We start from the raw sequence: 25,844 nt of genomic DNA, 5'->3' as shown, positions 1-25,844 counted from the left end.
CCCGCGGCCGCGCGGCAACGCAAATCAGTGTGCCGAGTCTTCGAAAGAATCGGCAGCGACGAGGCCTTGCAGGAAAGTCTCGAAGTCGGGGGCCAGTATCACCGAGGTCTCCTGATCCGTATCGAAGAACGTCACCGACGGTTCGCGGTGGGTGGCGCGGTTCCGGTAGTCGAGCCCGACCCACCAGTGGCCGTCACCGGCGAGCAGCACGATCGGCGAGGGAAGGCCCCATTCCTGGATCAGGTACGGCGTATCCAGCAGGCCGTCGGGGCCGACGCCCATGACCACATCGAACGGTGCGTAGCTGTCGATTCCGGGCGCCGGTGCAGGAAAGGGGAAAGCATTCCATTGATCGGCGACGGTCCCTCCGTTCTGCACGCGCAAAAGGCGCAACAGCGACGCGGGCAACTCGACCCCCAGTCGGTTCTCGGCCGCGCGGACCGCGTCGGCGGTCAGCGGATCGAGAACGCCGTAGCGGGAGTCGCTCCAGAATGACGCCAGGACCTGATCGAGTGTTGCCACGGCGCGAATCATACGAACCGCGCGGGTTGCCGGTCCGCGCGTAGGTCAGCTGGAGCGTTCTACTCGGGTCAGCCATTCGGTGAGGAGGGCGCGGAGGAGGGCTGGGTGTTCGTGGGGGAGGGCGTGGCCGGCGTCGTCGATTACGGCTAGGGAGGCGTGGGGGTAGTAGTCGACCAGGTCGGTGGAGGCGGCATAGCCGACGGTGGCGTCGAGGCGGCCGGCGACGATTGTGGTCGGGGCGGTGAAGGGGAGTCCGGCATTGGTTGTGAGCGACCATTGTTCGCCGATTCGGTCGAGTGCCGCGTGGTCGAAGAGTTCGGCGCCGGGGACCACGTAGCGTTCGTATCGTTCGAGCATTTCTGGGGTTTGGATGACGAAGTAGCCGCGGAATTCGTCGTCGCCGAGGTCGCCCGAGCCGACCACTACCCGGTGCTCGGGCAGATCGCGGGATTCCGGCAGCAGCGGGCAGATCAGCGCCAGACCGGCGAATTGCGCGGGACGTTTCGCGGCCATTCCCTGGGCGAAGTACGCGCCCGCCGAGTGGCCGATCAGCAGGGGCGCGGCTCCGGCGCCGACCTCGTCGGCGAATCCGAGCAGGGTGTCGACGACATCGTCGGCGCTGCGCAGTGTTTCGGGCGCGGGCGTCCGGCCCATTCCGGGGAGATCCGGATAGATCCGGCGGAAATTGGCCTGGGCGTCGAAGACCTGCTCGAAGCACGCCTCGCTCTCGCGGTGATCGACGCCTGCGCCGTGCAATATGACAACGGGGCGGCCGGCCCCGTGCTCTACGTAATGCACTGTTACTTTGCCCACTCGGGTTTCCATTTCCGCAAGCTACCGCGCTGTCGGCGGTCGCTGCCAACGCTGTTTTCATGGGCAGCACATTTAGGGGTGTCGCACGAGGTATGTGGTCCGAGCGGGGACCGCCTGCGCGGAACCATTGATGAGGACACCGGGTGACGCGGAGCGCGAGGCGAAAGTCGTTGTGCGAGTTCGTAACCATCGCGCCCGCGCTACCGGCGTGCTCCGCTGCGGACTAGTTCATTCCGGTGATGAACTCGCTGAGCAAGCGGTTCGCCGAACCGGACTCGAACAGGCGCTTGAAGTCTGCCCGGGCGATCCGATGCCGGAACTCGCCCTGATAGGAAGCGTCGCCGGCATTGTGCACCAATTCGGTCCACCACGCCGCGAACGCTTGATAGTTCCATACGTGCTCGAGACACGTCGACGAGTAACTGTCCAGCAGGCTCGAATCGCGCTCGTTGTTCCGGTAATGGACTATGGCTTCGGCGAGTACCTCGGCGTCGTGCAGGGCGAGATGCATTCCTTTCGCGCTCATCGGCGGGACGATGTGCGCGGCGTCGCCGAGCAGATACAGCCGGCCGTAACTCATCGGGCTGTACACCACACTGCGCAGCGGCACCAGTTGCGTAGTGACGATCCGGCCCTTGTTCGCGACGGGTGCGCCGAAGCGGGTTTCCAGCTCAGCCCAGATGTTCTCGTCCGTCCACTGGGACAGGGAAGTGTCGAGCGGGCACTGCAAATAGAATCGGCTCGCGTGCGGGCCGCGGGCGAACTGCCCCGCGAATCCGCGCGAATGGAGCGACATCATGGACTGCTGAGCGGGCGGCACCTCGGCCAGGATGGTCAGCCACGCGTATCCGTAGTCATGGGCGTAGCGGGTGAGGGCCGCGCTGGGGATGGCGGCCCTGCTGACGCCGCGGTCGCCGTCGCAACCGGCGACGAACTCGCAGGTGATCGCCCGGTCCATGCCTGCGCTGTCGCGATAGTTAACCCGGGGATGTTCGTCACCGATGTTCGCCACCGAAACATCGGCCTCGAAGCGCAGATCGCCTCCGTCGCTGAGGAACACATCGATGAGGTTGCGCACGAGGACCTGCTGCGGGCAGAAACGCCCGTCGTGGTAATCATCGGTGGTGAATTCGAGCGGTCGCGTCTCGCCGTCGATCCGGAAGTTCATCACGAGTTGCAACGGCGCACCGCCGAGCACGCGCTCTTCCAGCCCCCAGGCGCGGAACATGCGCACGCCGCGGGTGTCGACCACCCCGGCACGCTGTCGCTGTTCGACGTATTCGCGGCTGCGCTTTTCCACGATGACGCAATCGATTCCGCTGCGCAGCAGGAAGTTTCCGAGTGTCAACCCGGAGACTCCCGCTCCGATGATCACGACGGTGGTGCTTTCTTCTGTTATGGACATTATTCGGTGCTCCTGGATGAGTCCGGCTCTGTTCACAATCGGCCGCAGCGTGAATTCCTTTGCTGATCAGCGGGATTCACCGCAGCGCCGTACCAAGAAGGTATGTGCGCACCGGACCGGCTCACCACCGGCGTTCTGTCACCTGATACCGGAAATCCGCCAAGATCAGCGTGCTGCCCGCTGCAGGTCGCTCTGGTAGCGGCCGGGAGTCTGGCCGACGATGGCGGTGAACGCCTCGATGAAGCTGGTCGGATTGGACCAGCCGCAGGCCAGCGCGGTGCTGGTGACCGACCGTCCGTCGAGCAGATGCACCAGGGCGTGCTGGACGCGCAGCAGTGTTCGCCACTGCTGGAAGCTCATGCCGAGCTCGGCCTGGAACAGGCGGCTGAGCGTGCGCGCGCTGGCGCCCGCCGCGCGTCCCAGCTCGGTCAGCGTGGCGGTGCTGCCCGGTTCGGCGTGCAGCAGGCCGGTGACGGCGCGCAGCCGGTCGTCGCGCGGCTCGGGCAGGTAGACGAACTGCTCGGGGATGTCGGTGAGTTCGTCGATCACGATGTGGCGCAACCGTTCCCGCGCTCCGGGTTGGAACGGACGGTCGGTGGTGAGCGCGACCAGCGCCTCCCGCAGCAGCGGCGTCACCGCGAAGACGGTCGGTCGATTCGGTAGCCCGCCGCACAGTTCACGGGGCAGGTGGAGAATGCGGATCTCGGTTTCGCCATAGGCGCGATGGCTGTGCGCGAAACCGGCCGGGGTCCAGGTGAGCCGATCGGCCGGCGATACCCAGGTTCCGAATTCGGTCGTGGTGGCGAGCACGCCGGTCGAGGGGTAGAGCAGCTGTCCTTGACGATGCCGGTGCACGGCCATATGGGTGCCGTGACCCATCCAGCCCCGTTTCGTCGAGGTGGAGTCGAGGTCGGCAGCGGTCTGGCGGATTTCTGGCATCTCGCGCGAAGCTACCGGAATTGCGTCCGCTCAGCAGATTTGCGTGAGTTACTGCGGAGCTGGTCCGTCCGGCTGCGGCGAATCGGTGTCGCCGGAGTCGGCGCCGGGTCCGATTCTGCGTGGCCTGGCTCTGCGCCGGATGCCGGCTGCCGGGGCATCCGCACGGGCGCGTTTGCGCCGCGCCGCACCGAGATCGATGACGCTTCCGTCGTGCTCGGGATCCGGCACCTGACCGGGGTCGGCCGTCCACCATCCGGTGTCGCGCTGGAGTTCCGAGCGCAGCACGGGCCTGGTCGGCGGCGCCTCGTGGATGGCGTCGCCCTCCGTGCGCCAGGTCTTGCGGGGACGTTCGCCGGGGTCCTCGGTCATGCGCCGCGGGCTTCGCGGCAGTCTGGTGAGTTTCGCCGCGTCCTGATCCGCCTCGGGGGAACCGGCCTCGGGGGTCTTGTGACCTTCCAGCTTCCTACGTAACCGTTCCACCGCATCGAATCTGTTCCCGCCGGACCCCGGCACTATCGCGTCACTCACGTCCGCATTCTCCCTCAGGACGTTTACACGTGCGCCGTCGCCCACGTGACGAGTCAACGATAACCGGCGAGATCAGCGTCATACGAATGGCCTGGCGGGTATTGCCGGAGTCGGTCATTCGAGGACGGCCGGGCCGCCGACGGAGCGGCGGATACGGATCCCGTATAGCGCCGACGTGGGGACCATGCGAAGTTCGCCCTAGCCCGGCATACCGGCGAGGCTCGACGGAATCTCCGGAGTTGGTCCTGCGCCCGCGCGGCGACGCCCCGGGGGACAGCGTTCACCCACACTCCGTTACCGATTGTCGCGCAAGCTCTTTCGCGACTGCGGCAACTGCTCGCGTGTGCTCGGGTCGGGCTGAGTGCGCGCGTCGTCGCGGTCCGCGCCCAGGCCGGCGAGCAGACGCAGCCCGTCCGCGGCCGGACTGCCCGGTGCCGCGGACAACACGATCAGCTCCCTGCCCGACCCGTCCGGCAGGGCGAAGTTCTCCTGATGCAGCTCCAGGAGTCCGACCAGCGGGTGGTGGTAGGCCTTGCGGCCGTGGGTGCGGGCGCACACGTCGGCGCGGGCCCAGAGGCGGCGGAACCGCTCGCTGCCCATGGCCAGCTCGCCGATGAGCGAGGCCAGGCGTGGATCCTCGGGATATTTGCCCGCGGCCAGCCGCAGGTGCCCGACCACGTCGAGGGTGCAGGTCTCCCAGTCCGCGTACAGGCCGCGCTCTTCCTCCTCCAGGAAGATGTGCCGGGCGGTGTTCAAGCCGGGCAACGGGCGGCTGAAGAGCAGACCGGCGAGGCGGTTCCCGGCGAGCACGTCCAGGCGGTGATCCATGATCAGCGCGGGTGCGTCGACGACCAGGTCCAGGACGCGGAGCAGTTCCGGCCGGACCCGTCCGCCCGGTGTTTTCGCTCGGCGGCGGCGTTGCCGGGCCAGCCGGTAGAGGTGCTGATGTTCGGTCTCGTCCAGGCCGAGCACGCGGGCGAGCGCGTCGAGGACCTGCTCGGAGGGCTGGGTCGCGCGGCCCTGTTCCAAACGGACGTAGTAATCGACGCTGACCCCGGAAAGATGCGCGACCTCTTCCCGGCGCAAGCCGGCCACCCGGCGATATCCGTCGACGGGGATGCCGACCGCCGCCGGGTCGACGCGGGAACGCCGGGTCCGGAGGAAGCCTGCGAGATCATCCATGCCTTCAGTATTGCCGAGGTGGGGGGCGTGAAGGTGGTCCTGCTGATACCAGGAAGTCCGGTCCGATGGAAGCAGCGCCCCTGAACGCCGGGCGTCGCGGCGAACAGGATCGAAAGCACCCGATCCGAAGGAGTTCCCATGAAGACGTTGATCGTCTACGCCCACCCGGAGCCGAAGTCGCTCAACAGCTCGTTGAAAGACCTCGCGGTGTCCACCTTGGCGGCCGCAGGACACGAGGTGCAGGTGAGCGACCTGTACGCGATGAACTGGAAGGCGGTCGTGGATGCCGCGGACTACGGTCCGCACGCGTCGAGCCCGCTGCGGGTCGCCCGCGACTCGGGCCGGGCCTTCGACGCCGGAACGCTCACCCCGGACGTCCGCGCCGAGCAGGCGAAGCTGCTGTGGGCCGACACGATCATCTTCCAGTTCCCGCTGTGGTGGTACTCGATGCCCGCGATGTTGAAGGGTTGGGTGGACCGGGTCTTCACCTACAACTTCGCCTACGGCGTCGGCGAGCACAGCGATACCAGGTACGGCGAGCGCTTCGGCGAAGGCACCCTCGCGGGCCGGAAGGCGCTGCTGTCGGTGACCGTCGGCGGCCCGGAGTCGCATTACGCGGCGCGTGGAATCAACGGTCCCATCGACGATCTGCTGTTCCCGATCCAGCACGGCATCCTGTATTACCCCGGGATCGATGTGCTGCCGCCGTTCGTGCTGTACGGCACCGATCGGACCACCGACGCGGAGTACCCGGACATCGCCAAGGCCTGGGAGCAGCGCCTGCTCACCCTGGACTCGACCGCGCCGATCGCGTTCCGGCGGCAGAACTTCGGTGACTACGAGATCCCCTCGTTGCAGTTGAAGGAAGGGCTGGAACCCTTGGGGCGCAACGGTTTCGGGCTGCATGTGCAGGCCTGACCTGTGGTTGCGTCAGGTCCGTCGCAGGAACGCCATGGTGTAGTAGACGTGCCGGATGTTCTGTTCGAGCACGGTGACCAGCTCCCAGCCCTGCGATTCGAGCAGTTCGATGCCGTTGACCAGGTGGACGATCGGTTCGAAGATCGCCCGCTGGTAGTCGTCGGCGGTCTGCACGAAACCGCCGGTTTGCGGTGAGCTCAGGACCAGGGTGCGGCGTGGATACGCGCGCAGGTCCACCACGCCGTTCAGCACGGCGATCACGTCGAAAATCGGTCCGGGTACGGGAGCGGTCACGTCCCCATCGTCGTGCATGCCCGGACCGCTCGGCACAATCGGGCTTGTGTCTCCCGCTGGGGGAGGCTGGAGAGTTGGGGAATGGACGACGACACGCTCTTGACGATCGGGGCTCTGGCCGAACGGACCGGGTTGACGGTCAAAACGATTCGGTTCTACTCCGACAAGGGAATCGTGCCGCCGACCGACTACAGCCCCGGCGGGTACCGGCTCTATGACGCCGACGCCGCCGCACGGATCGAACTGGTCCGCACACTGCGCGAGCTGGGCATCGACCTGCCCACGGTGGCGCGGGTGCTGGCCAACGAGACGTCGGTGACCGCCGTCGCGTCGGCGCACGCCGACGCACTCGACGTGCAGATCCGGATTCTGCGCACGCGGCGTGCGGTACTGCGCGCGGTAGCCGAACGGGGTTCCCAGCGAACGGAGATGGACCTCATGCACAAACTGTTGCGTATGTCGGAGGCCGAACGGCACCGGCTGATCAACGATTTCGCCGACGCGGCCTATGGCGGCGTTGACGCGAACCCGGCCATGGTGGAGCTGGTGCGCACCAGCATGCCCGAGCTGCCGGACGATCCGACGACCGAGCAGATCACGGCATGGATGGAACTCGTGGAATTGGTGCAGGACAACGACTTCCGCGAGGCGGTTCGGGCGATGGCCGAGTATCAGGCGCGGGAGCGGGCCGATGGTGACACCACCGGGCTGCATCACGAGCTGACCGAAGTCGTTCGTACCGAAGTAGGCAAGGCGATCGCCGCCGGAATCGATGCCGAATCGGCTTCGGCGGCAACGGTTGTCGACGTAGTGAGTGCGCGCTATGCCGATACGTTCGGAAAGCTCGACGACGCGCGATTGCGCGAATGGATGCTCGAGCGGCTCGAGGTCGCGAATGATCCTCGCGTGGAACGTTATTGGCGTCTGGTCTCGGCGATCAACGGCTGGTCCGAAATGCCAGACCTGGCACCGGTATTCACCTGGCTCACGGTCGCGTTGCGCGCCCATCCAGGGGACTGAATCGCGCGAAACTCGGTCGGACGTCGGCCGCGGAAATATGCGGCTGACCCGGCCGCATCTGGAATCCCCAGCGGGTGCCGATGTTCGTGACGGCAGATCTCCTCGCCGTTGCCATCCACCCCGCCGATCGGCCGGAAAGATCAGCTCATCGGGGGATAGGCCCGATTACCTGCTACTGCTTAATGTCTAGAGGCAGGTGATCGGCCGCACGGACTGCCCTCCGTGGTCGCTGTCGGGTGGCACTGCCGGTCACCGGACGGGTCCGCCGATTTCGGGTATCGCCCGCCAGGTATCAAACCCTCGCGCCTGGCTCCCCGAGGTCGGCGGACCAACTCCCGTCGGTCGCCGCGCGGAGCGTGTCGTCGCCCAGCTACCGGAGATGTCATGCCGACCGCGGACTGATCAGCGGGCGCGTGGCGCGCCGCGCGGTTGCCGAAAGCGCCGTCCGCCACACCGGCGTGCCGATCCTCGTCGCGCGTGTCGGTGGGTATCGGTAGCGTCTGGTGCTGTGGAAACAGGGGAACGTATCCAAGAGCTCGCGGAGCGCATCGTGGCGCTGCGCGACGCCTACTACCAGGGCTCGCCGTTGGTCGCGGACGCGGACTACGACGCGATCGAGGACGAGCTGCGCGGTTTGATCGAGGCGCATCCGGAGCTCGCGCCGGATCCGAATCCGCTGGAGCAGGTCGGCGCGCCCGCTGTGCTGCACGCGCCGATCCGGCACGCGCGGCCGATGTTGTCGCTGGAGAAGGCGACCAAGCCGGAGCAGGTCGAGGCGTTCTTCAACCGCTTCCCCGGCCAGTCGGTGGTGGTGATGCCGAAGCTCGACGGGCTGTCGCTGTCCCTGGTCTTCGAGGACGGACGCCTGGTGCGAGCCGTGACCAGGGGCGACGGCACCACCGGCGACGACGTGACCATGCTGGTTCGCGCGCTGGTCGATGGCGTCCCGGAGCGGATCGACGTTCCGGGGCGGGTGGAGGTGCGCGGCGAGGCGGTGATGCTGCGCTCGACCTTCGTCGCCTACAACACGGCGCACCCGGACAAGCCGCTGATCAATCCCCGCAACGCCGCGGCGGGCACGCTGCGGGCGAAGGATCCGGCCACGGTCGCCGAACGGCGCCTGCAGTTCTTCGGCTTCGATCTGGACGCCGCCGACGACGACGCGGCCGACGACCTGGAAGAGGGACTGCGAGCGCTCGGGATCGCGGGTGCGCAGATGCGGCACTGCGCCGACGCCGAACAGGCGCAGGCGGCGATCACCGCGATCGAACAGGGCCGCAACGACCTGGACTACGACCTGGACGGCGCGGTGCTGCGCCTCGCCGACCGAGACGCCTACGCGGCGGCAGGCACCCGGTCGAACTCCCCGCGCGGCGCGCTGGCGTTCAAGTTCGCCGCCGAGGAGAAGACCACGCTGCTGCGCGAGGTGATCTGGGATGTCGGCAAGACGGGCAAGATCGTGCCGGTCGCCTGGCTGGAGCCGGTGTTCGTCGGCGGCACCACGGTCACGAAGGCGACGCTGGCCAACCAAGAGGTGATCAAGGCGCGCGACATCAAGGTGGGCGACACCGTGCTGGTGCGCCGGGCCGGTGACGTGATCCCGTTCGTGGCGGGCGTACTCGATGCCGCCAAGCGCACGGGTGCGGAGCGCGAGATCGTTCCGCCCACCGTCTGTCCGTCCTGCGCGCAGCCGGTGACCGAGCAGGGCAACAGCCGGGAACTGTTCTGCACCAATGTTTCCTGCCCGGCGCAGACGGTGCGCAGGCTGATCCACTGGGCGTCGCGCTCGGCGGCCGATATCGACGCCATCGGTGGCGTGTGGATCGAACGCCTCGCCGAGGCGGGCATTCTGGAGAACCCCTCGGACTTCTACACGCTGACCAAGGAACGCCTGCTCGAGTTCGACCGCATCGGCGAGGTCTCCGCCACCCGCATGATCGAATCGATCGATGCCAGTCGCCAGGTCGGCCTGCGTCGTGCGCTCATCGGCCTGGCGATCCCGATGGCCTCCGACGGAACCGCCGCTCGCCTGGCCCGCGCGGGATTCGGCTCGCTCGAGGAGGTCGCCGACGCGGGGGAGGAGCGTCTCGTCGCGGTCGACGATATCGGTGCGAAGGTCGCCGCCTCCCTGATCGCGCACCTCACCCGCCTGCGCCCGGAACTGGAGCGGCTGCGCGCGGCCGGCGTCTCCCTGGACGTGCGCGCCGAAGACCTGCCGCCGGTCGTCGCGGCCGGCGCACCCCTGGCCGGCAAGACGGTGGTGATCACCGGCGCGATCAGCGACCCACGCTCCGGCGAGAAGGTCGCCCGCCCGACCTTCCAACGCCTGTGCGAAAAAGCAGGCGCGACGGCCGCCTCCTCGGTCTCGGCGAACACCGACATGCTGATCACCGGCGCCGGAGTCGGCGACAGCAAACTGACCAAGGCGGAAAAGCTCGGCGTCGAAGTCATCGATCAATCCGAAATCTGGCCCTTGCTGATCGCCGCCAACATCGTCTAACCCCCGGTGCGCCCAGCCGCCCCATGCGACGCGCGAGCCACCCCCGCCCGGCTCGCGACCCGCACTCCCACTAGGGATTCGGGCTGTCTCTTAGGCCCCCTTGAGTGCGACTCCCGACCGCAGGTGCGGTGTGCCGCAGGTGCTGCGGCCTCCGCTGCTGTCCGCCTAGTTCGTAGGGCGGAATCTGCACTGTGCCTTGGGATTTGCACTGGCTTGGGCTCTATTTCGAGTGCGGGTCCCGATTGGGGGTACGGATTTCGGTTGGTGTGGCGGGTGAGTTTGCCGGGCGGATGCGGCGGTTTCGGCGCTCGAAGGCTTGGGGGACAGGTGATCAGGGGGTGAGGGTAATTCGGCCGAAGACCTCTGCTGCTTCCAGTTTCTGGTGGGCCAGGACCGCCTGCTCGAGCGGCAGCACCTCGTGCACCACCGACGCCAACTCACCACGCACGGCGGCGGCGAACACTTCGGCGGTCCCCGCGCGGAGATCGGCGGCGGGCACGGTGTCGGCGCTGAAAGTGATGAACGACAAGGACTTTCGGAACGCCGCGATCATCGGACCGGCGAAGTCCGGCGCCGGGAATCCGGCCATCGCGCCGACCACCACCATCCGGCCGTTCGGCACGAGCTTGGTGAAGAACGACGACAGGTCCGCGCCGGCCACGATGTCGAAGATGATGTCGTAACCCGCCGGGGCGTTCGCATCGCCCGAGCCGGCCCGGTCCAGCACGTGCGTCGCGCCGAGCTTGCGCAGCCGATCGCCACGCTCGGCCGACGACGTGGTCACCGCCACCGCCGAGGCGCCGCCGCGCACCGCGAGTTGCACCGCCATGACGCCGATCCCGCCCGCGGCCCCGCGCACCAGCACCGACTCGCCGTCGGCGAAATGCGCGTGGCGCAAAGCGAAATGGGCCACCGTACCGGAACTGCCGAGCGTCACCGCGTCGACAGCGGACAGGCCGTCCGGCAGCGGGACAAGCGCCGCCTCGGCGACGACGGCCTGCTCGGCGTAACCGCCGGTCCCCTCGGTCAGCGCCCACACCCGCCGACCGACCCACGCGGCGTCGACCCCGTCTCCGACCGCGCTCACGTGCCCCGCGACCTCGCTGCCGAGGACGTGACCGGCGGCGGTCTCGCCGAACGCGGCCAGCGTGCCGTTGCGGCGCAGCACGTCCACCCCGCCGACGCCGATCGCTTCGGTGGTGATCAGCACCTGCCCGGCGCCGGGGACCGGGTCGGGGAGGTCGACTACCGCGAGAACCTCGGGCCCGCCGAACGTTTGGACCTGTACTGCCTGCACTGATATCTCCGTTTTCTGTTCGATCTGAGCCGACTATCGGACCGTAACGGACACCCCCGTCCGTTTAACTAAAGTGAGAGCGGTGACCCCCCGTTTGTCTCACACGCTGCGCTCCGACGCGCAGGACAATCGCGAACGCATCCTCGACGCGGCCCGCGCGGCATTCGTCGCCGAGGGCCTGGACGTGCCGATGCGGGCGATCGCCCGCCGCGCCGAGGTCGGCCCCGCCACCCTCTACCGGCATTTCCCGACCAAGGAGCTGCTGGTCACCGAGGCGTTCACCGAGCAGATGCGCGCCTGCGAGACCATCGTGAACGAGGGGCTCGCCGACCCGGACCCCTGGCACGGTCTGTGTGTCGTGGTCGAGCGACTCTGCGCGCTGCAAGCCCAGGACAAAGGTTTTCCCGCGGCGTTCATGTCCGCCTTTCCGCACGCGATGGACTTCGCCACGATCCGCGCGTCGTCCCTGACCGGCGCGGCCGAGCTGATCCGCCGTGCGAAGGGCACCGGCCACTTGCGTCCCGATGTCGTGCTGGACGACTTCCTCCTCGCGATCATGGCCAACAGCGGCATTCGCGCGGCGACACCGGCCGCTCGCGTCGCGGCCTCCCGACGTTTCGCCGCGCTGATGATCCAGGCGTTCCGGGCCTCATCCGAGTCCTCCCCGCTACCGCCGGTGCCCCGGCTGATGCCGTTTACCTGGCCGGATCGCTGATGAGGTGGTGGTAGGCGGTGTCGAGCGGAATGTCGACCGCATACCAGGCCGCGGGTCGCTCGTTGTCGTGCGGACACCAGGCGGCCGCGATGCACAGCCGGGCGACCTGGGTGGTGTTGAGGCCGGGCAGGTGCCAGCCGATCCGCGCCGGATCGCCATAGCGCACACCGTATTCGGCGGTTTCGTCGTCGCTGTTCGGCAGCAGGCGAGCCCAGCTGGTCGGCATCAGCCGGCCGTCGGCGGCCTGCATGGCGAGCAACTCCGAATCCGGGCCGCCGATCGAGACCATGAAGTCCTCGTTCTCGACGCTCACCGCCGCGAGGCATTCGCCGGAATCGCGGCCGCCGAAGGCATTGCCGGGGATGTCGGTCAGCTCGGCCGCGATGACCAGCCGGGGCAGCTTGGCTCGCGACTGCACCTGCCAGATTCCGGCCCACACCGGGACCGGTGCGCCGCCATCCCAGGCCGGTACATCGATGCTGCCGAGCAGCAGATCGACCGCCGCGTCCCGATGCCGCCACTGGTGCAGGTGCGAGCCGTTCGGCAAGCGCCACAAGGCATCCGGTTCGGTCGCTAGCACGTCGGATCCGAGGGTGACGGAGAAGCCGATCGTGCCGAGGGGAGTGTCGATCACAGCTGGGCGACGGTCTGCCTGGGCCAGGTGGTCGGTAGGGAGCATGCGCCCATCATGCAGGGTAGCCCGCACGAGGAAACGACAGACCGGACCGTTGGCGTTCCCCGACCTGGTCGGCAAATCTCCGTCCGGAGCTTTCTGTTCTTCGTCCTCGAGGCCGTCGAAGATTCCTGAAACTGATTGCGCGAGAAGTACTACTGGTCGTAGTATTCGGGAAGCTGAAGGGGAGGGGCGGACGTGGAGACCATCACTGTCGAACGATTCATTGCGGCACCGGTCGGGGAGGTGTTCGAGTGGCTGGCCGATGCGCGCAACTATCCGCGGGCGACGTGGGTCGTCTTGTGTCAGAGGTTGGCTACGCCGGGCGAAGGCGCGCCTTATGGGCGTGGCGCGGTTCGGCAGTTGGTCTGGGTGGTGGGGTGGTTTCGGGAGCGGATCACCTCGTATGACCCGCCGCACGAGTTCGGTTATCTGGTCGAGCGCAGTGTGCCACCGTCGCGTCACGAGGGCGGAAAGTTGACGTTCACCGAGGTGCCCGGCGGGACACGGGTGGTGTGGACCACGGCGGCCGAGGTGCGACTTCCGTTCGCGGCGGCCATCACTCGCGCCGTGGTCAGGCCCGGGGTGACCTACATCTTCGGGAAGGTGCTCGACGCCGCGGCGGCGGAGCTTGCGCGGGCTCCGGGGTAGGCGCGGATCACGACAGCGATCGCTCTGGCGTGCGGACCAGTGAATCCGCCGGTCGGGTGAGCAGGGCGACGCCGTGCATGATGGCCCAGATCAGTACCGGAAACGCTGTCAGTCGCTCCCACAAGCCGAACATGCCCGCCCCGCCGAGCCTGGCCATCGTCGCGACGAAACTGGCAATGGCGATGGCCCCCAACACGATTCCCATCCGCCCGAGGGCCGGCGTTCGCCCGTCGGCGATCATGGCCACTGCGGTGAGCACCACCGCCACCGCGCCGCCCGCGATGGCGACGATCGCACCGATGGTGTGCGGAGCGAGCCTGGTGTCCTCCGGATTGAAACCGACCATCACCAGCCCGATTCCAGCCGCGGCGTACAACGCGAATCCCACCCGCGCCGGCCAGCGCCGCCCGTAGATCCGCGCCGCCAGCAGTGCGCCCGCGGTCAGGCACAGCCCGGTGAGCACCCAGGACGCATTGGCGAGCACATGCCACGGCGAACACACCCAGGTATCAACGTGTTCACTGTGGAAACAGGTTTCCGCCCCCAGATCACTGATCGCATTGCGCGTCCAGCTGTATGGCGTGGTCCATCGCGATTGGACCACGAACAACACGACGAAATACTGCACGGTCGACACCCACGCCAGACCGGCAATCGAAGCGATCCGTGAATTGCTCACCGTTCCCTTTCGTTCGAGGATGGCCCGCCCTGGTCAGTTCCGCTTCAGGCTGCCGACGCTGAGCGATCCCTTCGCCGGGGTGCGGATGTCCCCCTCCACCTCGCGGATGTACTCGACGGGATCCTGGTCCACGGGCTGCACGCCGGCATAGTTGCGCGCCTCGAAGGCGGCGAACTCGACGGCCAGCTGATGGCGGCGCGGCAGCCCGGCCAGACGGCGGAAGTCGGTGAGACCCTCGCGTTCCTCCTCGGCCATGTGATCGCTGTTGGCCAGGTTCGCGGCCGCGACGGCGGCGAACCACTCGTCGGTGCCGACCCGATGGCGTGCCACGTCGGCGACCGCGTCCCGGATCTCGTTGTGGTCGTGGATGGCGTCGAGGGTCTCGTCCTCCACCGTCCCCTTGCGCTTGGCCGCGATACCCACCTGGAGCAGGGCGGGATAGAAGATCTCCTCCTCGGCGAGCGCGTGCAACTCGAGGAAGGACGCCAGCCTGCCCCAGATCGCGGACAGCACCTCGGTATCGGCGCGATCGATCTGCTCCAGGATCGCGAACAGGCGGCGCTGTTCGTGGTGGTCGTCGAGAATCAGCTCGGCAATGTCCACAATTCCTCCCTGATGCTGCACTGTCAGTTCTGAACGCTGTCGTTCGCTCGCCGACCTCAGGGAATCGACGATAGCGCACAGATATGAGTTGCCGGCCTGTGCGGCGCGGATCGGGAGTGGTATGGCTTGTTGCCCTACCGGTTGCGGGATCGCGCAGCGGAAATGGGCGGGCGGGTCACTTCGTCCGGGTCCTCAGGACCGACGCGGTGACGAGGTAGCGACGGCCCTGGATGTGGTCGGGGCGGTAGCGGACGGCGGTGTCGGTCATGACGGGCCGGTCGTCGCGGCCGGCGACCGTGATGATCGGGCTCGAAACCAGCATGGGCCTCGGTCTTTCTCACAGGTGGTCGATCGACCCGAACTGCTGTTCGTAATTGCTCAGGCTGTCGTTCAAGGTCTGCATAAGGCGGAAAATCATGGATGGTGGGAATTTCACCCGCGACACCACCTGAACCGGTTGTCGCACAATGGGACTGCCATTGTTGTCGACCCCCGGTTCAGTGGGCAGGTGTACGACGAAATCCAGCGTGAAGTCGGTTCGGTTGTACCAGCAGGTGAAGCCGTTGGCATAGGCGCCCGCGCTGCACGATTCCGGAACAACCACCTCGACATTCGCCGGTGGCGTCGCATCGGTCATCTGCTAGCGCGACTGGAACTGGTTGCTCTGGTGGCGCAACTGGTGCAGTTGCAGTTCCTGTTGACTCGATCGATCCTGTGCGCGGGTGGCCTGGTCGTCGGCCTGTTGGGCCAGCTGGTTGGCCTGGTCCGCTTGATCTTGCGCGGTCTGCGCCTTCTGCTGCGACTGGATGGCCTCGTTCTGGGCCTGTTGGGCCTGGTTCTGGGCCTGCTGGGCCTGGCTCTGCGCCCGATCCGCCTCGTTCTGCGCCTGCTGGGCCTGATTCTGCGCCTGCACAGCCTGCTGGCGGGCCTGCTGCGCTTGCTGAGTGGCCTGGTTGGCCTCGCTCTGCGCCATATTCGCCTGATGCTGTACCTGGCGCGACTGTTGCTGCGCCTGCCGGGCGAGGCTCTGCGCCTGTTGCGCATACTGTCGCGCGCTCTGCGCTTCCTGCCGGGCCTCGTCCACGCGCATCTGGAATACTTCGATATCCCGTTGGCTTACGACGGTCTCACTTGTGTGCACGGTCTCCTGTGGCATCTCGACTCCAATTCGGTCCGTTGGGTGCGGTCTTCACTACCTCGCTGGAGTGTCGCCAAATAATGTTCTCTCCCTAGGCAATTGGCCACAACGCGCGCGAAACCTGGTTGAAACATGGACGGTCGCGCAGCAAGGAAATCGAAACCCGGCTGGGCAGAGCGTTCACCGGCTACTCGGCGGTCAGCACATGATCAGTTCCACTGTCAAGGGGTGCTGCGCCGCACCGTCATTCGGTCCCGAACTATTCCTGCTCGATCTGTTCCCGGGTATTCCCCGAAGGCTCGTAGGGGCATGTGACCGAAGTGACAGAACGTGGTTGAGGGGAAGGGTTCGGGGTAGAACGGTCAAGGAGGGCCCGCCTGCGTCGCCGGGAACCCGACGCCGATCGATCGGTGGATTACTCAGGGGAAAGGAACGTACGCAATGACAGATACTCTCGTCGATCTCACCCCCGACGGTCAGGTCGCCCGACCTGCTGCCCGGTTACAGCCGGTACGAAATACTCCGGCCGCGGGGAATGTGTGGCGCGACGCCAAAACTGTTCTGGTGACCCGGGTTACCGGTCCGCGCCAGTTGACCGCGGTGCCGCGACTGGTCATTCCGATCGGCGACACCCAGCTCGCCTTTCGGGTGTCGTCCCGGTCCGCGGAAGCCGAGGAGCTGGCGCGGGACGGGCGGGTGCTGGTTCAGCCCGGCGACCGGCGGGGCAACCCCGCGCTCGGCTCACACCAGCGGCAGGGTCAGGCCCAGTTGGTGACCGCGGGATCGTTGCTGCCCCACGTGGAGTCGGAGATCGCCGCGAAGTATCGGTGGCGAATCCCGGTGGCGCGCTTCGCTCATCGCCTCGGCCACGGTGACGCACCCTACGCGGACGTCGTCGTGCTCGTGACCGTCGCCGAGCCGAGCCCGACACCCATGCTGCCGCGCTGAGCGGGGCAGCGCGAACCCTGGTCCGGCGCGTTGGTCAGTGGGGGCGGGTGGCGCGATAGTAGGTGACGCGGCCGACGAAGCGGTGAGGTTGGGAGGCGACCTCCGCGCAGGTGAAGCCCGCGGAGCGGAGGAGGCGCGGGATGGTGTCGCCGATATTGTCGGGGAGCATGCGTTCCAACAGCTTGCGCTGCGGCGCGAAGCCGTCACCCTCGGTCAAGGCGCCGCCCACGTCGAGGATGTGCAGTCGGCCGCCGGGCCGTAGCACTCGCCAGGCTTCGGCGGCGGTAGCGGCCTTCACGTCGTGGTCCAGGTGGTGCAGCATCAATGCCGAGAGCACCCGGTCGAATTCGCCGTCGCCGTAAGGCAACTCCTGGGAGTAGCCGGACTCGAAGCGGATCCCGGTCAACTCCTTCGCTTTTCGCTGCGCGCGGGCCAGCGCGCGGGGGTCCGGATCGGAGCCGATGATGTCCGCGCCGGGGTAGGCCCGCTTGGCCTTGATGGTGAGATTGCCGGTGCCGCAACCGATTTCCAGTACGCGATGGTCGTCGCGAAGGTCGGCCTGCGTGATGAGCCGGTCGTGCATCTTCGGGGTGCCGAACAGGTGGGAGATCAGTTCGAAGCTCGGCAGCAGTGCGTGCAGGCCCGCGGCGGGACGGTAGTGGTGTCGTTCGGCGACGGCTCGGGTGCGGTCATGCGGAGGATGTTCGGTCATGAGTCCCATGATCAATCCCAGTTCACCGCCATAATGGGCGGATTGTCGGCCGAAGTAGGACTATCTTCGGTGCCATGCCCGAGGCTTCCCGGCCGGTGCGGTATCAGTCCGGCGTTCCGGTGCACGGCTACCGGACCGATCCGGCGATCCCGCCGGTGTCGGTGTGGCGGTTGACCGCCCACGAACTGGCCGGCGGCGTCGGTCCGCACATTCACGATTTCCCGGCGCTGCTGTATCTGCCTCGAACCGGCGAGATCTACGTGGTGGCCGTCGGCCACGTGGTCGACCGCGCCACGGTGGGCACCGTCGACGAGGCGTTCGCGGTGTTCTTCGACCCCGCCGCGTTGGGCGACGACGGACGCGGACCGTGGCCCGCCTGGCGCACCCACCCGCTGTTGTTCCCGTTCGTCCACGGCGCCGCGGGCGGGATGCTGCGGCTGCGGGTGCCCGCGGCTCGCCGCGGACTGTGGCAGGACACCATCACGGCGATCGATCAAGAGCTGACGCAACGCAGGCTCGGCCATCGGCAAGCGGCGCAAGCACATCTGACGGTGCTGCTCATCGATGTCGCCCGCCTGGCCGACGACGTCGCCGGCGACCTGCGCCGCAGCAACGAACCCATGCTGGCCGCGGTGTTCGAGGTCATCGAACAGCGCTACCACCAGTCCCTATCGCTGCGCGACGTGGCTCGCGCCGTCAGCATGACGCCGGGACACCTGACAACCGTGGTGCGCCGCCGGACCGGCCGCACCGTCCAGGACTGGATCATCGAACGCCGCATGGCCGAGGCCCGCGCCCTGCTCGCCGGCACCGACCTGCCCATCGCCGAGATCGCTCAGCGCGTCGGCCTGCCCGACCCCGGCTACTTCGCCCGTATGTTCCGCCGCACCCACGGCGTGGCGCCGCGACACTGGCGCGGCCGGTACGTGCCCGGCCGCGCTGCACCGGCGGACCCGCATCGGGTCGAGATCCGACCGGGCTCCAGCTGAACCGCGCTGTCACCTTTCGGCCAGGGAAACGGTCAGGATGGTATGACAATCGCGCACACCTGGCCCGGATGGGTCGCGACCGGTCTGCTCTGGTTCCTCGCCTTCGAATTCATGATGGGCGCGGTGACCAAATTCTGGCCCGGGCCAACGTTTTTCGGCCCGGCGTATGCAGTCAAGTTCGCGGACTGGGGCTGGCCGAGCTGGTTCCGGTTCGTCGTCGGCGGGATCGAGGGCGTGTGCGCTCTGCTGCTGGCGATTCCGTATCACGAGGCGCGATTCCTCGGTGCCGCAGTGCTGATCCTGGTGCTGGCCGGCGCCGTGGTCACGCACATCATCAACCACCATGGGGCCAAGGAAAGCTTCGCGGCGCCCGTGCATCTGATCATCATGGTGATCATCGCGCTCGCCACCTGGCCGACGCAGTGGATGGACGTGTTCCGGCCCGGGCAGTGGTCGTAGCCGAATACCGCTCGGCCATAACATGATCCGGCAACACCCGGCAACCCCTGAATAGCACTGGCACGAGCGGGCGCGATAGGCGCGAGTGAAACCTTGCGGAACCGAATGGCAAGTGTAAAAATCAATTGGATCCTGGATCCAATCTAGAAATCGATTGGTGTGCAGGGCAATCCGACCACCCCCGTCCCGACGTTGAACACTGCGTTGAGGCGTGACCGAAGGGGGGAACCTGTGGACATCGACGCCTTTCTGTCCGAACCAGGGCGTAGTGACGCAACCAACGACGTTCGAAAGTTGATCGACAAGCTCGACATTCAATACATCTACGTGCAATTCGTGTCGGTCACCGGCCGCGTGGTCGGCAAGGGTATGCCCGCCTCCCGATGGGAAGACCTGGCGACCCGCGGCGTGCAAATGGTGTACGGGGCGGTGGCCAATGTCGCCACCGACCGGCGCGGCCGCTACCTCGGCTACGGACCCGAGGCCTCGGAGCTGATCGCGATACCGGAGCCGGAGACCTTCGCCCAGCTACCCTGGGACGGCCGGGTCGCGCGGGTGTTCGCCCGGCTGTTCCGCAACCGCGAAGAGGCCGAAAACCCCGGCGCCGCACTGTCTTCGGACTGCCGCGGCAACCTGGCCCGGCAGCACGCGGCCTTCGCCGACCGGCACGACCTGCGCCTGCGGGTCGGCACCGAACCGGAGATGATGTGGCTGCGCCGCAACGCAGGCAACGAGCTGGTCGGCGTGTCGAAACCGTACTGCTACCACGTCGACCAGCTCGAGGAACTGCGCGACATCAGCCTGCGCGTGCTGACCTACGGCCAGGCGCTGGGGTTGGAGATGATCCAGGGCGACCACGAGGACGCACCGGGCCAGCTGGAGCTGAATTTCCGGTTCGACGACCCGCTGCGCAATGCCGACCGGCTCATCACCTATCGGCAGATTTGCCGTCAGGTCGCACGGGAATTCGACGTGATCGCGTGCTTCATGACCAAACCGTTCCCCGGCCTGTCGGCCTCGGGCTGCCACCACAACCTGTCGCTCTGGCGCGGTGGCGACGACGAGACGGTCCCGATGGAAACCGAGACCACCGTGCCCGGCGTACGCCGCTACCGCACCGGTGGGGTCAACCTGCTCACCGGCGATCGAGCTGCGGGCGCAAACCCATTGCAGCTCAACGATATCGGCCGACGCATGGTCGGCGGCGTGGTCACCCACCTGCCCGCCCTCACCGCGCTCGCCGCGTCGACGGTGCACTCCTACCGCCGCCTGTGGGATACCGGGTTCTGGGCGCCGCTGACCGCGGGCTGGGGCTTCCAGAATCGGACGTCCGCGGTCCGGGTGTCGGCGCCCGATCGGGTCGAATACCGCACGGCCGATTCGATGGTCAACCCGTACCTGATGGCCGCGGGCCTGCTCGCCGCGATGGACGACGGCCTGGCGAACGACCTGGACCCCGGTCCACCGTCGAGCGCCAACAGCTATGACAGCACACCGGACCCGCAACCGACCCTGCCGATGAATCTCGGTGCGGCACTGACGGCATTGGACCGGGACGAGGTACTGCGCGCGGCCTTGCCCGGTGACATGTACCGCGTCTACACCGCGCACAAACGCGACGAATGGGAACGATTTCTGGCCACGACCAGCGAGTGGGATTTCGACTTCTATCTCGACTACGTGTCGTGACCTGTCCGCTCGGTATCGACACCGAGTGACGAACATAGAAGAGGATTACGATGACGTCATCTACGCAGACCGAACTCTTCGGTCCGTTGCCCGCCGACCGCTTCGCCGACGATCCGGTGGTCATGCTTCCCGGCCGGTCCACCAGGGATCTCCCGCCGGATATCGTCGCCGGATTGTCCGAGCTGACCGTGGATTTCGATGACCTGGCCGACGACCGCTGGCTGCAAACGGAGTATTCCTTCCGGAAACGGCGGTTCAGCCTTTTCGCGGTGGACACCGCCGAGCACCGGATCGAGCAGTTGGAGCACCGCGCCTTCTATCAGGAGGAGACGGTCAATCCGTACGCGGGCGGATTCGAGCGGAAATTCGAGCCGCTGGCCGAGCGGACGACGGAGAACCCCTTCCTGCATCAGCTGATGTGGGATGTGCTCGCGGTGCTTCCGCCGGAGCGGGTGCGCGCGGCCAGGCACTGGGAGATCGGGGTGCATCTGATCCGGATCGTGGCGCTGCCGAACAAACCGGGATATCCGGCACCGGAGGGCATGCACCACGACGGGCACGCGTTTACCTCGATTTCATTGATCAATCGAGTGGACGTCGCGGGCGGGCGCAGCCTGTTCGCCGATCTGGATCGCGTGGTGTACCGCAAACTCGAATTGGAGGCGCCGATCGACACGGTGGTGTTCGAGGACCCGCGCTGCCTGCACGACGTGACCCCGGTGACCGTGGCCGGCGATGCCACCTTCGCCAGCCGGGACGTCTGCGGCTTCTCGCTGAACCCGCTGCCGGTCGAGGCAGGCTCCGACCGGCCGGTGGCCGCCGAGCAGGCCCGATGACCGAAATGGCCACCGCCCCCACACCACAGCTGCGGGCGGCGGGGACCCATCTGCTCGTCGATCTCGTCGGGGCGAGCCGCCTCGACGACCCCGCGCTGACCGAGCGGGTGCTGCGCGAATGTGTCCGGGCCACGAATGCCACGCTGCTGTATGTCTACGTGCACCATTTCGGCGGCGCGGGCGGGGTGACCGGGATCGCGGTGCTCGCGGAATCGCATATCAGCATTCACAGCTGGCCGGAGCACGACTTCGCCGCCGTGGACATTTTCACCTGCGGCAGCACCGACCCGGAAGTGGCGATCCCGGTGCTCGAAGCCAACTTTCGGCCGAAACGGGTCACCGTGCAATGGTTGAAACGTGGTCGTTCGGCTTTCACCGCCGACGGCCGGTATTCGAAGGAGACATCATGACCGAGACCGGAAGTCGCCGCGAAATCATGCGACACGTGTACGTGGACATCTGGATCGGTGAACTCTGGAACAAGGGCGACCCGGCGGGCAGCCGGATACTGTCGGAGAAATTCTTCGACCACCGTCCGATCGATGACTTCCCGAATACCAAGGAGGGGCATGTCGCCATGGCGATCGATTGGCATCAAGCCTTTCCCGACCTCACCTTCGATATCGAAGAGGTGCTCGTCGACGGCGACAAACTCGTGGCCAGATACAACTCTTCGGGAACCCACACCGGCGTGCTGTCCGGAATTGCCGGGACCGGGCGTCCGGTGTCGCTGTCCGGGATCGACATCATGCGCTTCGACGCGGACAACCGGCTCGCCGAGTGGTGGCACAACGAGGATATGTTCGGTCTCATGCAGCAAATAACGGAGTAGTACATGGAGCAGCGCCGATACTTCGAACAGCTCGACGCCGTCGATCCGCTGCGGGATATCCGGGCACAGTTCGATCTGCCCGACGACCGCATATTCTTCAATGGGAATTCGCTGGGTCCGCAGCCGCGCGGGACCGCGCGGCGACTCGACGAGGCCATGCGGCGCTGGCGCGACGACATGAACGCCGGCTGGTGGGACCACCAGTGGTTGCAGCTCCCGACGCTGACCGGCGACCGCATCGGCGGCGTCATCGGCGCGGCTCCCGGTCAGGTCGTGGTGGGCGAATCCACCTCGGTCAACCTGTTCAAATTGCTGTGCGGCGCTATGGAATTGCAGTCCGGGGGCAAGCGGTCGGTGATCCTCACCGACCGCGATAACTTCCCCAGTGACCTGTACATCGCCGACGGTGTCACGCGCTATGTGCATCGACAGGCGACGGTGCGCCGGGTACCGGTGGACGAGATCCTCGACCAGATCGACTCGGACGTCGCGGTGGTCACGCTCAGCCACGTCGATTACCGCACCGCGGAACTCCTTCCGATGCGCCGGATCAACGAGCGGGCACACGCGGCCGGAGCGCTCGTGCTGTGGGACCTTTCGCACAGTGCGGGCGTGGTCCCGCTCGAATTGGACGCCGCCGGTACCGATCTGGCGGTCGGTTGCGGGTACAAATACCTCAACGGCGGACCCGGCGCGCCCGGGTACATGTATGTCGCCCACCGCCTGCTGCCGCGCTTCGAACAGCCTGTCACCGGGTGGCTTGGGCACACCAGGCCGTTCGACTTCACCGCCGGCTATCAGCCGGATCCGGGCATCGCTCGCCTGACCACCGGCTGTCCGCCGCTGCTGAGTCTGCTCGCCTTGGACGAGGGCGTCATGCTCACCGCCGGGGCCGACCCGGCGGCGGTGCGCGCCAAATCGGTTGCGCTCAGCGAGGAGTTCATCGCTTTGGCCGCTGCCCGGCTGGCCCGCTACGGTGTCGAGGTGACCGGACCCGTCGACAGCGCGCAGCGCGGCAGCCATGTGTCCTTGCACTGCGAATCGGCCGAGCGCCTGGCGAAAGGCCTGGCGGCACGCGGTTTCCAGCTCGAACTGCGGCCACCGGACCTGCTGCGTTTCGGGCTGGCACCGCTCTACGTCCGGCACGTCGACGTCTTCGACTGCGTCGCCGCGATGGAACAACTACTAGCCGAGGAGACCGCCGACGCCGCCACGCGGCCGTGACGGTGCCCCCGGAGCAGATCCGAACGGCTCCGCCGCCGACCGGGGGAGCCCCGGCACCTTCCGGTTCCCGGCGGCGCTGGCCGGCGCTCGCGGTCGTGCTGACCGGCCAGTTCATGGCCTCGATGGACACCACGGTCGGCAATATCGCCGCGCCCTCGATCCAGCAGGACCTGCGGATCGAACCGGGGACCGCCGCGCTGGCGGTCGCGGCGTACACGCTGATGTACGCGAGCCTGCTGATCACCGGCGCGCGACTGGGTTCCGATCGCGGCAGGCGACGCCTGTTCCTGATCGGGATCACGGTGTTCACGCTGAGTTCCGTCGCGATCGGCCTGGCACCCGACGCCATCGTGCTGATCGGTGCCCGCGCCGTCCAGGGCGCGGGGGCGGCCATGGCCGTGCCCCAGGCGATTTCGTTCATCCAGGCGGATTTCACCGGTACCGCGCGCACCCGCGCCCTGGCCGCCTACGGTGCGATGATCTCCTTCGGCGCCACCGCGGGACTTGCCCTGGGCGGCGCGCTGATCAGTCTTGATGTGTTCGGACTCGGTTGGCGGATCGTCTTTTTGATCAATCTGCCGGTGGGTCTCGCCGTGCTGGTCGGCGCCGCCCGGCTGCTGCCCGAGATCGCGGTCTCCCCACGGCAACTCGACCTGGCCGGCGTCGGTCTGCTGACCGTCGGCGCGGCCTCGATCACCGGCGCGCTCGCGCTCGGCCCGGACACCGGGTGGACCTGGCCGGTCGCGGCGGTAGCGGCACTGGGTGTCGCGGTGCTCGCGGTGTTTCTCGCCTGGCAGCGGATTCAACTGCGGCGCAACGGTGCTCCGCTGCTCGATCTGCGCACCGTGGCGGTGCCCGGTATGCGGCCAGGGCTGATCGCGTTGCTGCTGTCGGGGACGACGTACACCGGGGTGCTGTTCTGCGTGGCCGCCGACCTCCAGGAGCATCATGGGCGCAGCGCCGCGGCGGCGGGAATCGCGCTGGTGCCCTTCGCGATCGGCTTCGGCGTCGGCTCTGCACCGGGATCGCTGGTGCCGCACCGGCGGCATCTCGTCCTCACCATCGTGGGCCTCGGGGTGCTCGGTGGCAGCCTGATCCTGCTCGGCGCGAGCGAGCGCGGCGACGGCCCGCATCCGGTGGGGGCCGTAATGCTGCTGGCGACGGCCGGTTTCGGCTACGGCGCCTGCTTCACCCCGCTGCTCGGTTTGACCGTGGCGCACGTTCGCCCCGACCAGGTGCCGGACGCGACCGGGATCGCCACCACCACGTTCCAATTCAGTTTCGTCCTCGGCGTAGCGGTCTTCGGCAGCCTCTACACCGCCACGTCCCTCGCGTTCGCGCTCGCGCTAATGGGCGCGCTCGCGTGCGCCGCGATCGCGCCGGCGGCAATGATTCGTCCCATAAATAACTTTGGGAGACAAACGAACAACGCATGACGATGCGGAAATGTTGCCCGCTCGGGCCGGGAGTGTTAGAAAATAACTGGATCATGGATCCCACTGCGGCGAACACTCCAGCATAGGTAGGCGGCACCGTTCGGATGAGCGCACGACACAGGCCGGTCATGGCTGCGCTGGGGCATATTTCGGTGCCGCAGACGCATTCCCGGTCGATAATCGAGTCGACGCTCGCGGAAGCAATTCTGAATGGAACCATTCGCCCGGGAACGCCGCTGCGGCAAGAGGAGCTCGCCGAGGTTTTCGGGGTGAGCCGTATGCCGGTGCGCGAGGCCTTGATTCAGCTGGAGGGAAAAGGGCTCGTCCGGTTGCGGGCGGGCAAGGGCGCCGTCGCGGTGAACCTCGACCCCGCCGACCTCATCGAAACGTATGACGTCCGGCTGATCATCGAACCCGCCGCGCTGCACTTATCGATCCCGAATCTCACCGACGCCGATATCCAGGAAATTCGGGGCCACGTCCGGCAACTGGAATCGGAAACCGATCCGGCCGCCATAGGACGCCTGAATACCGAGTTCCACCTGGCGCTCTGCCGGCGGGCCGCGAACGATCGATTGCTGAAGCTGGTGCGCGCGGCCCTGGAAGAGGAGGAGCAGATCATCCGGCTCCACTCGGCCGCGCTCGGAGCCGACGCGCTCGGGCGGCCCGATCACCGAGCGCTCGCCGACGCGGCCGCGGACCGAGATGCGGTGGCGGCCATCGAGATTCTGCATCGCCACATCACTGCCGCGGCGGACACGCTGCGGGCCTACCTGAGCGTGCGCGAGGGTGCCGGTAATCGTGCGGTCCCGGTGGGTCTTACGCGTAAGTAGTCGATGACG

Annotated in this window: 30 protein-coding genes; 15 read left to right on the top strand and 15 right to left on the bottom strand. The window is 67.2% G+C overall.

Annotated elements, in window-relative coordinates; translation table 11 throughout:
- Positions 1-24 precede the first annotated feature (24 nt).
- From ACFQ9K_RS09940 to ACFQ9K_RS09915, 6 genes are all read right to left on the bottom strand, one after another.
- Positions 25-522 (bottom strand): SMI1/KNR4 family protein, encoded by a 498-nt coding sequence (locus ACFQ9K_RS09940; RefSeq protein WP_378718359.1) that lies wholly within the window; start codon positions 520-522, stop codon positions 25-27.
- Positions 523-567: 45 nt separating this feature from the next.
- Positions 568-1,347: an alpha/beta fold hydrolase gene (locus ACFQ9K_RS09935; RefSeq protein WP_378718361.1), complete on the bottom strand. Its 780-nt coding sequence runs from the start codon at positions 1,345-1,347 to the stop codon at positions 568-570.
- A gap of 211 nt (positions 1,348-1,558) precedes the next feature.
- The gene (locus ACFQ9K_RS09930; RefSeq protein ID WP_378718363.1) at positions 1,559-2,740 is read right to left on the bottom strand and encodes a 4-hydroxybenzoate 3-monooxygenase; all 1,182 of its coding nucleotides are present in this window, start codon (positions 2,738-2,740) and stop codon (positions 1,559-1,561) included.
- Between the two features lie 165 nt (positions 2,741-2,905).
- Positions 2,906-3,679: an AraC family transcriptional regulator gene (locus tag ACFQ9K_RS09925; protein ID WP_378718365.1), complete on the bottom strand. Its 774-nt coding sequence runs from the start codon at positions 3,677-3,679 to the stop codon at positions 2,906-2,908.
- Positions 3,680-3,727: 48 nt separating this feature from the next.
- Complete coding sequence (locus ACFQ9K_RS09920; protein WP_378718366.1) at positions 3,728-4,207, bottom strand: hypothetical protein; 480 nt, start codon at positions 4,205-4,207, stop codon at positions 3,728-3,730.
- Between the two features lie 294 nt (positions 4,208-4,501).
- The gene (locus ACFQ9K_RS09915) at positions 4,502-5,389 is read right to left on the bottom strand and encodes a helix-turn-helix transcriptional regulator (RefSeq protein WP_378718368.1); all 888 of its coding nucleotides are present in this window, start codon (positions 5,387-5,389) and stop codon (positions 4,502-4,504) included.
- Between the two features lie 138 nt (positions 5,390-5,527).
- Here ACFQ9K_RS09915 and ACFQ9K_RS09910 point away from each other — a divergent pair, with 138 nt between their 5' ends.
- Positions 5,528-6,307, top strand: coding sequence for an NAD(P)H-dependent oxidoreductase (locus ACFQ9K_RS09910; RefSeq protein ID WP_378718369.1), 780 nt, complete (start codon positions 5,528-5,530; stop codon positions 6,305-6,307).
- 12 nt (positions 6,308-6,319) lie between these two features.
- Here the strand turns inward: ACFQ9K_RS09910 and ACFQ9K_RS09905 are convergent, their stop codons facing one another.
- Entirely contained in the window at positions 6,320-6,601 is a 282-nt protein-coding gene (locus ACFQ9K_RS09905) for a hypothetical protein (protein WP_378718370.1), read from the bottom strand.
- Positions 6,602-6,682: 81 nt separating this feature from the next.
- Here ACFQ9K_RS09905 and ACFQ9K_RS09900 point away from each other — a divergent pair, with 81 nt between their 5' ends.
- Positions 6,683-7,621 (top strand): MerR family transcriptional regulator, encoded by a 939-nt coding sequence (locus ACFQ9K_RS09900; RefSeq protein WP_378718372.1) that lies wholly within the window; start codon positions 6,683-6,685, stop codon positions 7,619-7,621.
- A 508-nt stretch (positions 7,622-8,129) separates the two neighbouring features.
- Entirely contained in the window at positions 8,130-10,121 is a 1,992-nt protein-coding gene (ligA, locus tag ACFQ9K_RS09895) for an NAD-dependent DNA ligase LigA (RefSeq protein ID WP_378718373.1), read from the top strand.
- Positions 10,122-10,452: 331 nt separating this feature from the next.
- On the opposite strand, the gene ACFQ9K_RS09890 is transcribed toward ligA, so the two are convergent.
- Positions 10,453-11,418 (bottom strand): zinc-binding dehydrogenase, encoded by a 966-nt coding sequence (locus ACFQ9K_RS09890; RefSeq protein ID WP_378718375.1) that lies wholly within the window; start codon positions 11,416-11,418, stop codon positions 10,453-10,455.
- Between the two features lie 82 nt (positions 11,419-11,500).
- On the opposite strand from ACFQ9K_RS09890, the gene ACFQ9K_RS09885 reads away from it, so the two are divergent.
- Positions 11,501-12,133 (top strand): TetR/AcrR family transcriptional regulator, encoded by a 633-nt coding sequence (locus ACFQ9K_RS09885; protein ID WP_378718377.1) that lies wholly within the window; start codon positions 11,501-11,503, stop codon positions 12,131-12,133.
- Here the strand turns inward: ACFQ9K_RS09885 and ACFQ9K_RS09880 are convergent.
- Entirely contained in the window at positions 12,114-12,812 is a 699-nt protein-coding gene (locus ACFQ9K_RS09880) for a hypothetical protein (RefSeq protein WP_378718379.1), read from the bottom strand. The genes ACFQ9K_RS09885 and ACFQ9K_RS09880 overlap by 20 nt on opposite strands.
- Positions 12,813-13,004: 192 nt before the next feature.
- Here ACFQ9K_RS09880 and ACFQ9K_RS09875 point away from each other — a divergent pair, with 192 nt between their 5' ends.
- A complete protein-coding gene (locus ACFQ9K_RS09875) occupies positions 13,005-13,457 on the top strand; it encodes an SRPBCC family protein (protein ID WP_378718380.1) in 453 nt (150 codons plus the stop codon).
- 7 nt (positions 13,458-13,464) lie between these two features.
- On the opposite strand, the gene ACFQ9K_RS09870 is transcribed toward ACFQ9K_RS09875, so the two are convergent.
- The 5 genes from ACFQ9K_RS09870 to ACFQ9K_RS09850 form a co-directional block, all read right to left on the bottom strand.
- Positions 13,465-14,136, bottom strand: coding sequence for a DUF998 domain-containing protein (locus ACFQ9K_RS09870; protein ID WP_378718382.1), 672 nt, complete (start codon positions 14,134-14,136; stop codon positions 13,465-13,467).
- A gap of 33 nt (positions 14,137-14,169) precedes the next feature.
- Positions 14,170-14,739 carry a hemerythrin domain-containing protein gene (locus tag ACFQ9K_RS09865; protein WP_378718383.1) on the bottom strand — a complete coding sequence of 190 codons (570 nt, stop codon included), beginning with the start codon at positions 14,737-14,739 and terminating at the stop codon, positions 14,170-14,172.
- A 175-nt stretch (positions 14,740-14,914) separates the two neighbouring features.
- On the bottom strand, positions 14,915-15,061 hold the full coding sequence (locus tag ACFQ9K_RS09860; protein WP_378718385.1) for a hypothetical protein: 147 nt from the start codon (positions 15,059-15,061) through the stop codon (positions 14,915-14,917).
- Between the two features lie 15 nt (positions 15,062-15,076).
- Complete coding sequence (locus tag ACFQ9K_RS09855) at positions 15,077-15,376, bottom strand: DUF3467 domain-containing protein (RefSeq protein ID WP_378718387.1); 300 nt, start codon at positions 15,374-15,376, stop codon at positions 15,077-15,079.
- 3 nt (positions 15,377-15,379) lie between these two features.
- Entirely contained in the window at positions 15,380-15,895 is a 516-nt protein-coding gene (locus tag ACFQ9K_RS09850) for a hypothetical protein (RefSeq protein WP_378718389.1), read from the bottom strand.
- 423 nt (positions 15,896-16,318) lie between these two features.
- Here ACFQ9K_RS09850 and ACFQ9K_RS09845 point away from each other — a divergent pair, with 423 nt between their 5' ends.
- Positions 16,319-16,825, top strand: coding sequence for a hypothetical protein (locus ACFQ9K_RS09845; protein WP_378718391.1), 507 nt, complete (start codon positions 16,319-16,321; stop codon positions 16,823-16,825).
- A gap of 34 nt (positions 16,826-16,859) precedes the next feature.
- On the opposite strand, the gene ACFQ9K_RS09840 is transcribed toward ACFQ9K_RS09845, so the two are convergent.
- Positions 16,860-17,537, bottom strand: a complete 678-nt coding sequence (locus tag ACFQ9K_RS09840; RefSeq protein WP_378718392.1) for a class I SAM-dependent methyltransferase — start codon at positions 17,535-17,537, stop codon at positions 16,860-16,862.
- A 74-nt stretch (positions 17,538-17,611) separates the two neighbouring features.
- Here ACFQ9K_RS09840 and ACFQ9K_RS09835 point away from each other — a divergent pair, with 74 nt between their 5' ends.
- The 9 genes from ACFQ9K_RS09835 to ACFQ9K_RS09795 all read left to right on the top strand — a co-directional run bounded on the left by ACFQ9K_RS09835 (position 17,612) and on the right by ACFQ9K_RS09795 (position 25,835).
- Complete coding sequence (locus ACFQ9K_RS09835; RefSeq protein WP_378718393.1) at positions 17,612-18,526, top strand: helix-turn-helix transcriptional regulator; 915 nt, start codon at positions 17,612-17,614, stop codon at positions 18,524-18,526.
- A gap of 42 nt (positions 18,527-18,568) precedes the next feature.
- A complete protein-coding gene (locus tag ACFQ9K_RS09830; RefSeq protein ID WP_378718395.1) occupies positions 18,569-18,985 on the top strand; it encodes a DoxX family protein in 417 nt (138 codons plus the stop codon).
- 294 nt (positions 18,986-19,279) lie between these two features.
- On the top strand, positions 19,280-20,674 hold the full coding sequence (locus ACFQ9K_RS09825; protein WP_378718397.1) for a glutamine synthetase family protein: 1,395 nt from the start codon (positions 19,280-19,282) through the stop codon (positions 20,672-20,674).
- A gap of 50 nt (positions 20,675-20,724) precedes the next feature.
- A complete protein-coding gene (locus tag ACFQ9K_RS09820) occupies positions 20,725-21,510 on the top strand; it encodes a 2OG-Fe dioxygenase family protein (protein WP_378718400.1) in 786 nt (261 codons plus the stop codon).
- Positions 21,507-21,920 carry an adenosylmethionine decarboxylase gene (speD, locus tag ACFQ9K_RS09815; RefSeq protein WP_378718402.1) on the top strand — a complete coding sequence of 138 codons (414 nt, stop codon included), beginning with the start codon at positions 21,507-21,509 and terminating at the stop codon, positions 21,918-21,920. The genes ACFQ9K_RS09820 and speD overlap by 4 nt, the downstream gene beginning before the upstream one ends.
- Entirely contained in the window at positions 21,917-22,342 is a 426-nt protein-coding gene (locus ACFQ9K_RS09810; protein ID WP_378718404.1) for an ester cyclase, read from the top strand. Before speD ends, ACFQ9K_RS09810 begins: the two co-directional genes overlap by 4 nt.
- Before the next feature lie 3 nt (positions 22,343-22,345).
- Positions 22,346-23,566: a kynureninase gene (locus tag ACFQ9K_RS09805; protein ID WP_378718405.1), complete on the top strand. Its 1,221-nt coding sequence runs from the start codon at positions 22,346-22,348 to the stop codon at positions 23,564-23,566.
- The gene (locus ACFQ9K_RS09800) at positions 23,563-25,002 is read left to right on the top strand and encodes an MFS transporter (protein ID WP_378718407.1); all 1,440 of its coding nucleotides are present in this window, start codon (positions 23,563-23,565) and stop codon (positions 25,000-25,002) included. Before ACFQ9K_RS09805 ends, ACFQ9K_RS09800 begins: the two co-directional genes overlap by 4 nt.
- Positions 25,003-25,106: 104 nt before the next feature.
- Positions 25,107-25,835 (top strand): GntR family transcriptional regulator, encoded by a 729-nt coding sequence (locus ACFQ9K_RS09795; RefSeq protein WP_378983050.1) that lies wholly within the window; start codon positions 25,107-25,109, stop codon positions 25,833-25,835.
- Positions 25,836-25,844 lie beyond the last annotated feature (9 nt).

The sequence above is a fragment of the Nocardia sp. NPDC056564 genome (genome assembly GCF_042793755.1).
GTDB lineage: Bacteria > Actinomycetota > Actinomycetes > Mycobacteriales > Mycobacteriaceae > Nocardia.
The sequence above is the reverse complement of the archived record's forward strand: the minus strand, read 5'-3'. Positions and strand labels throughout refer to the sequence as shown.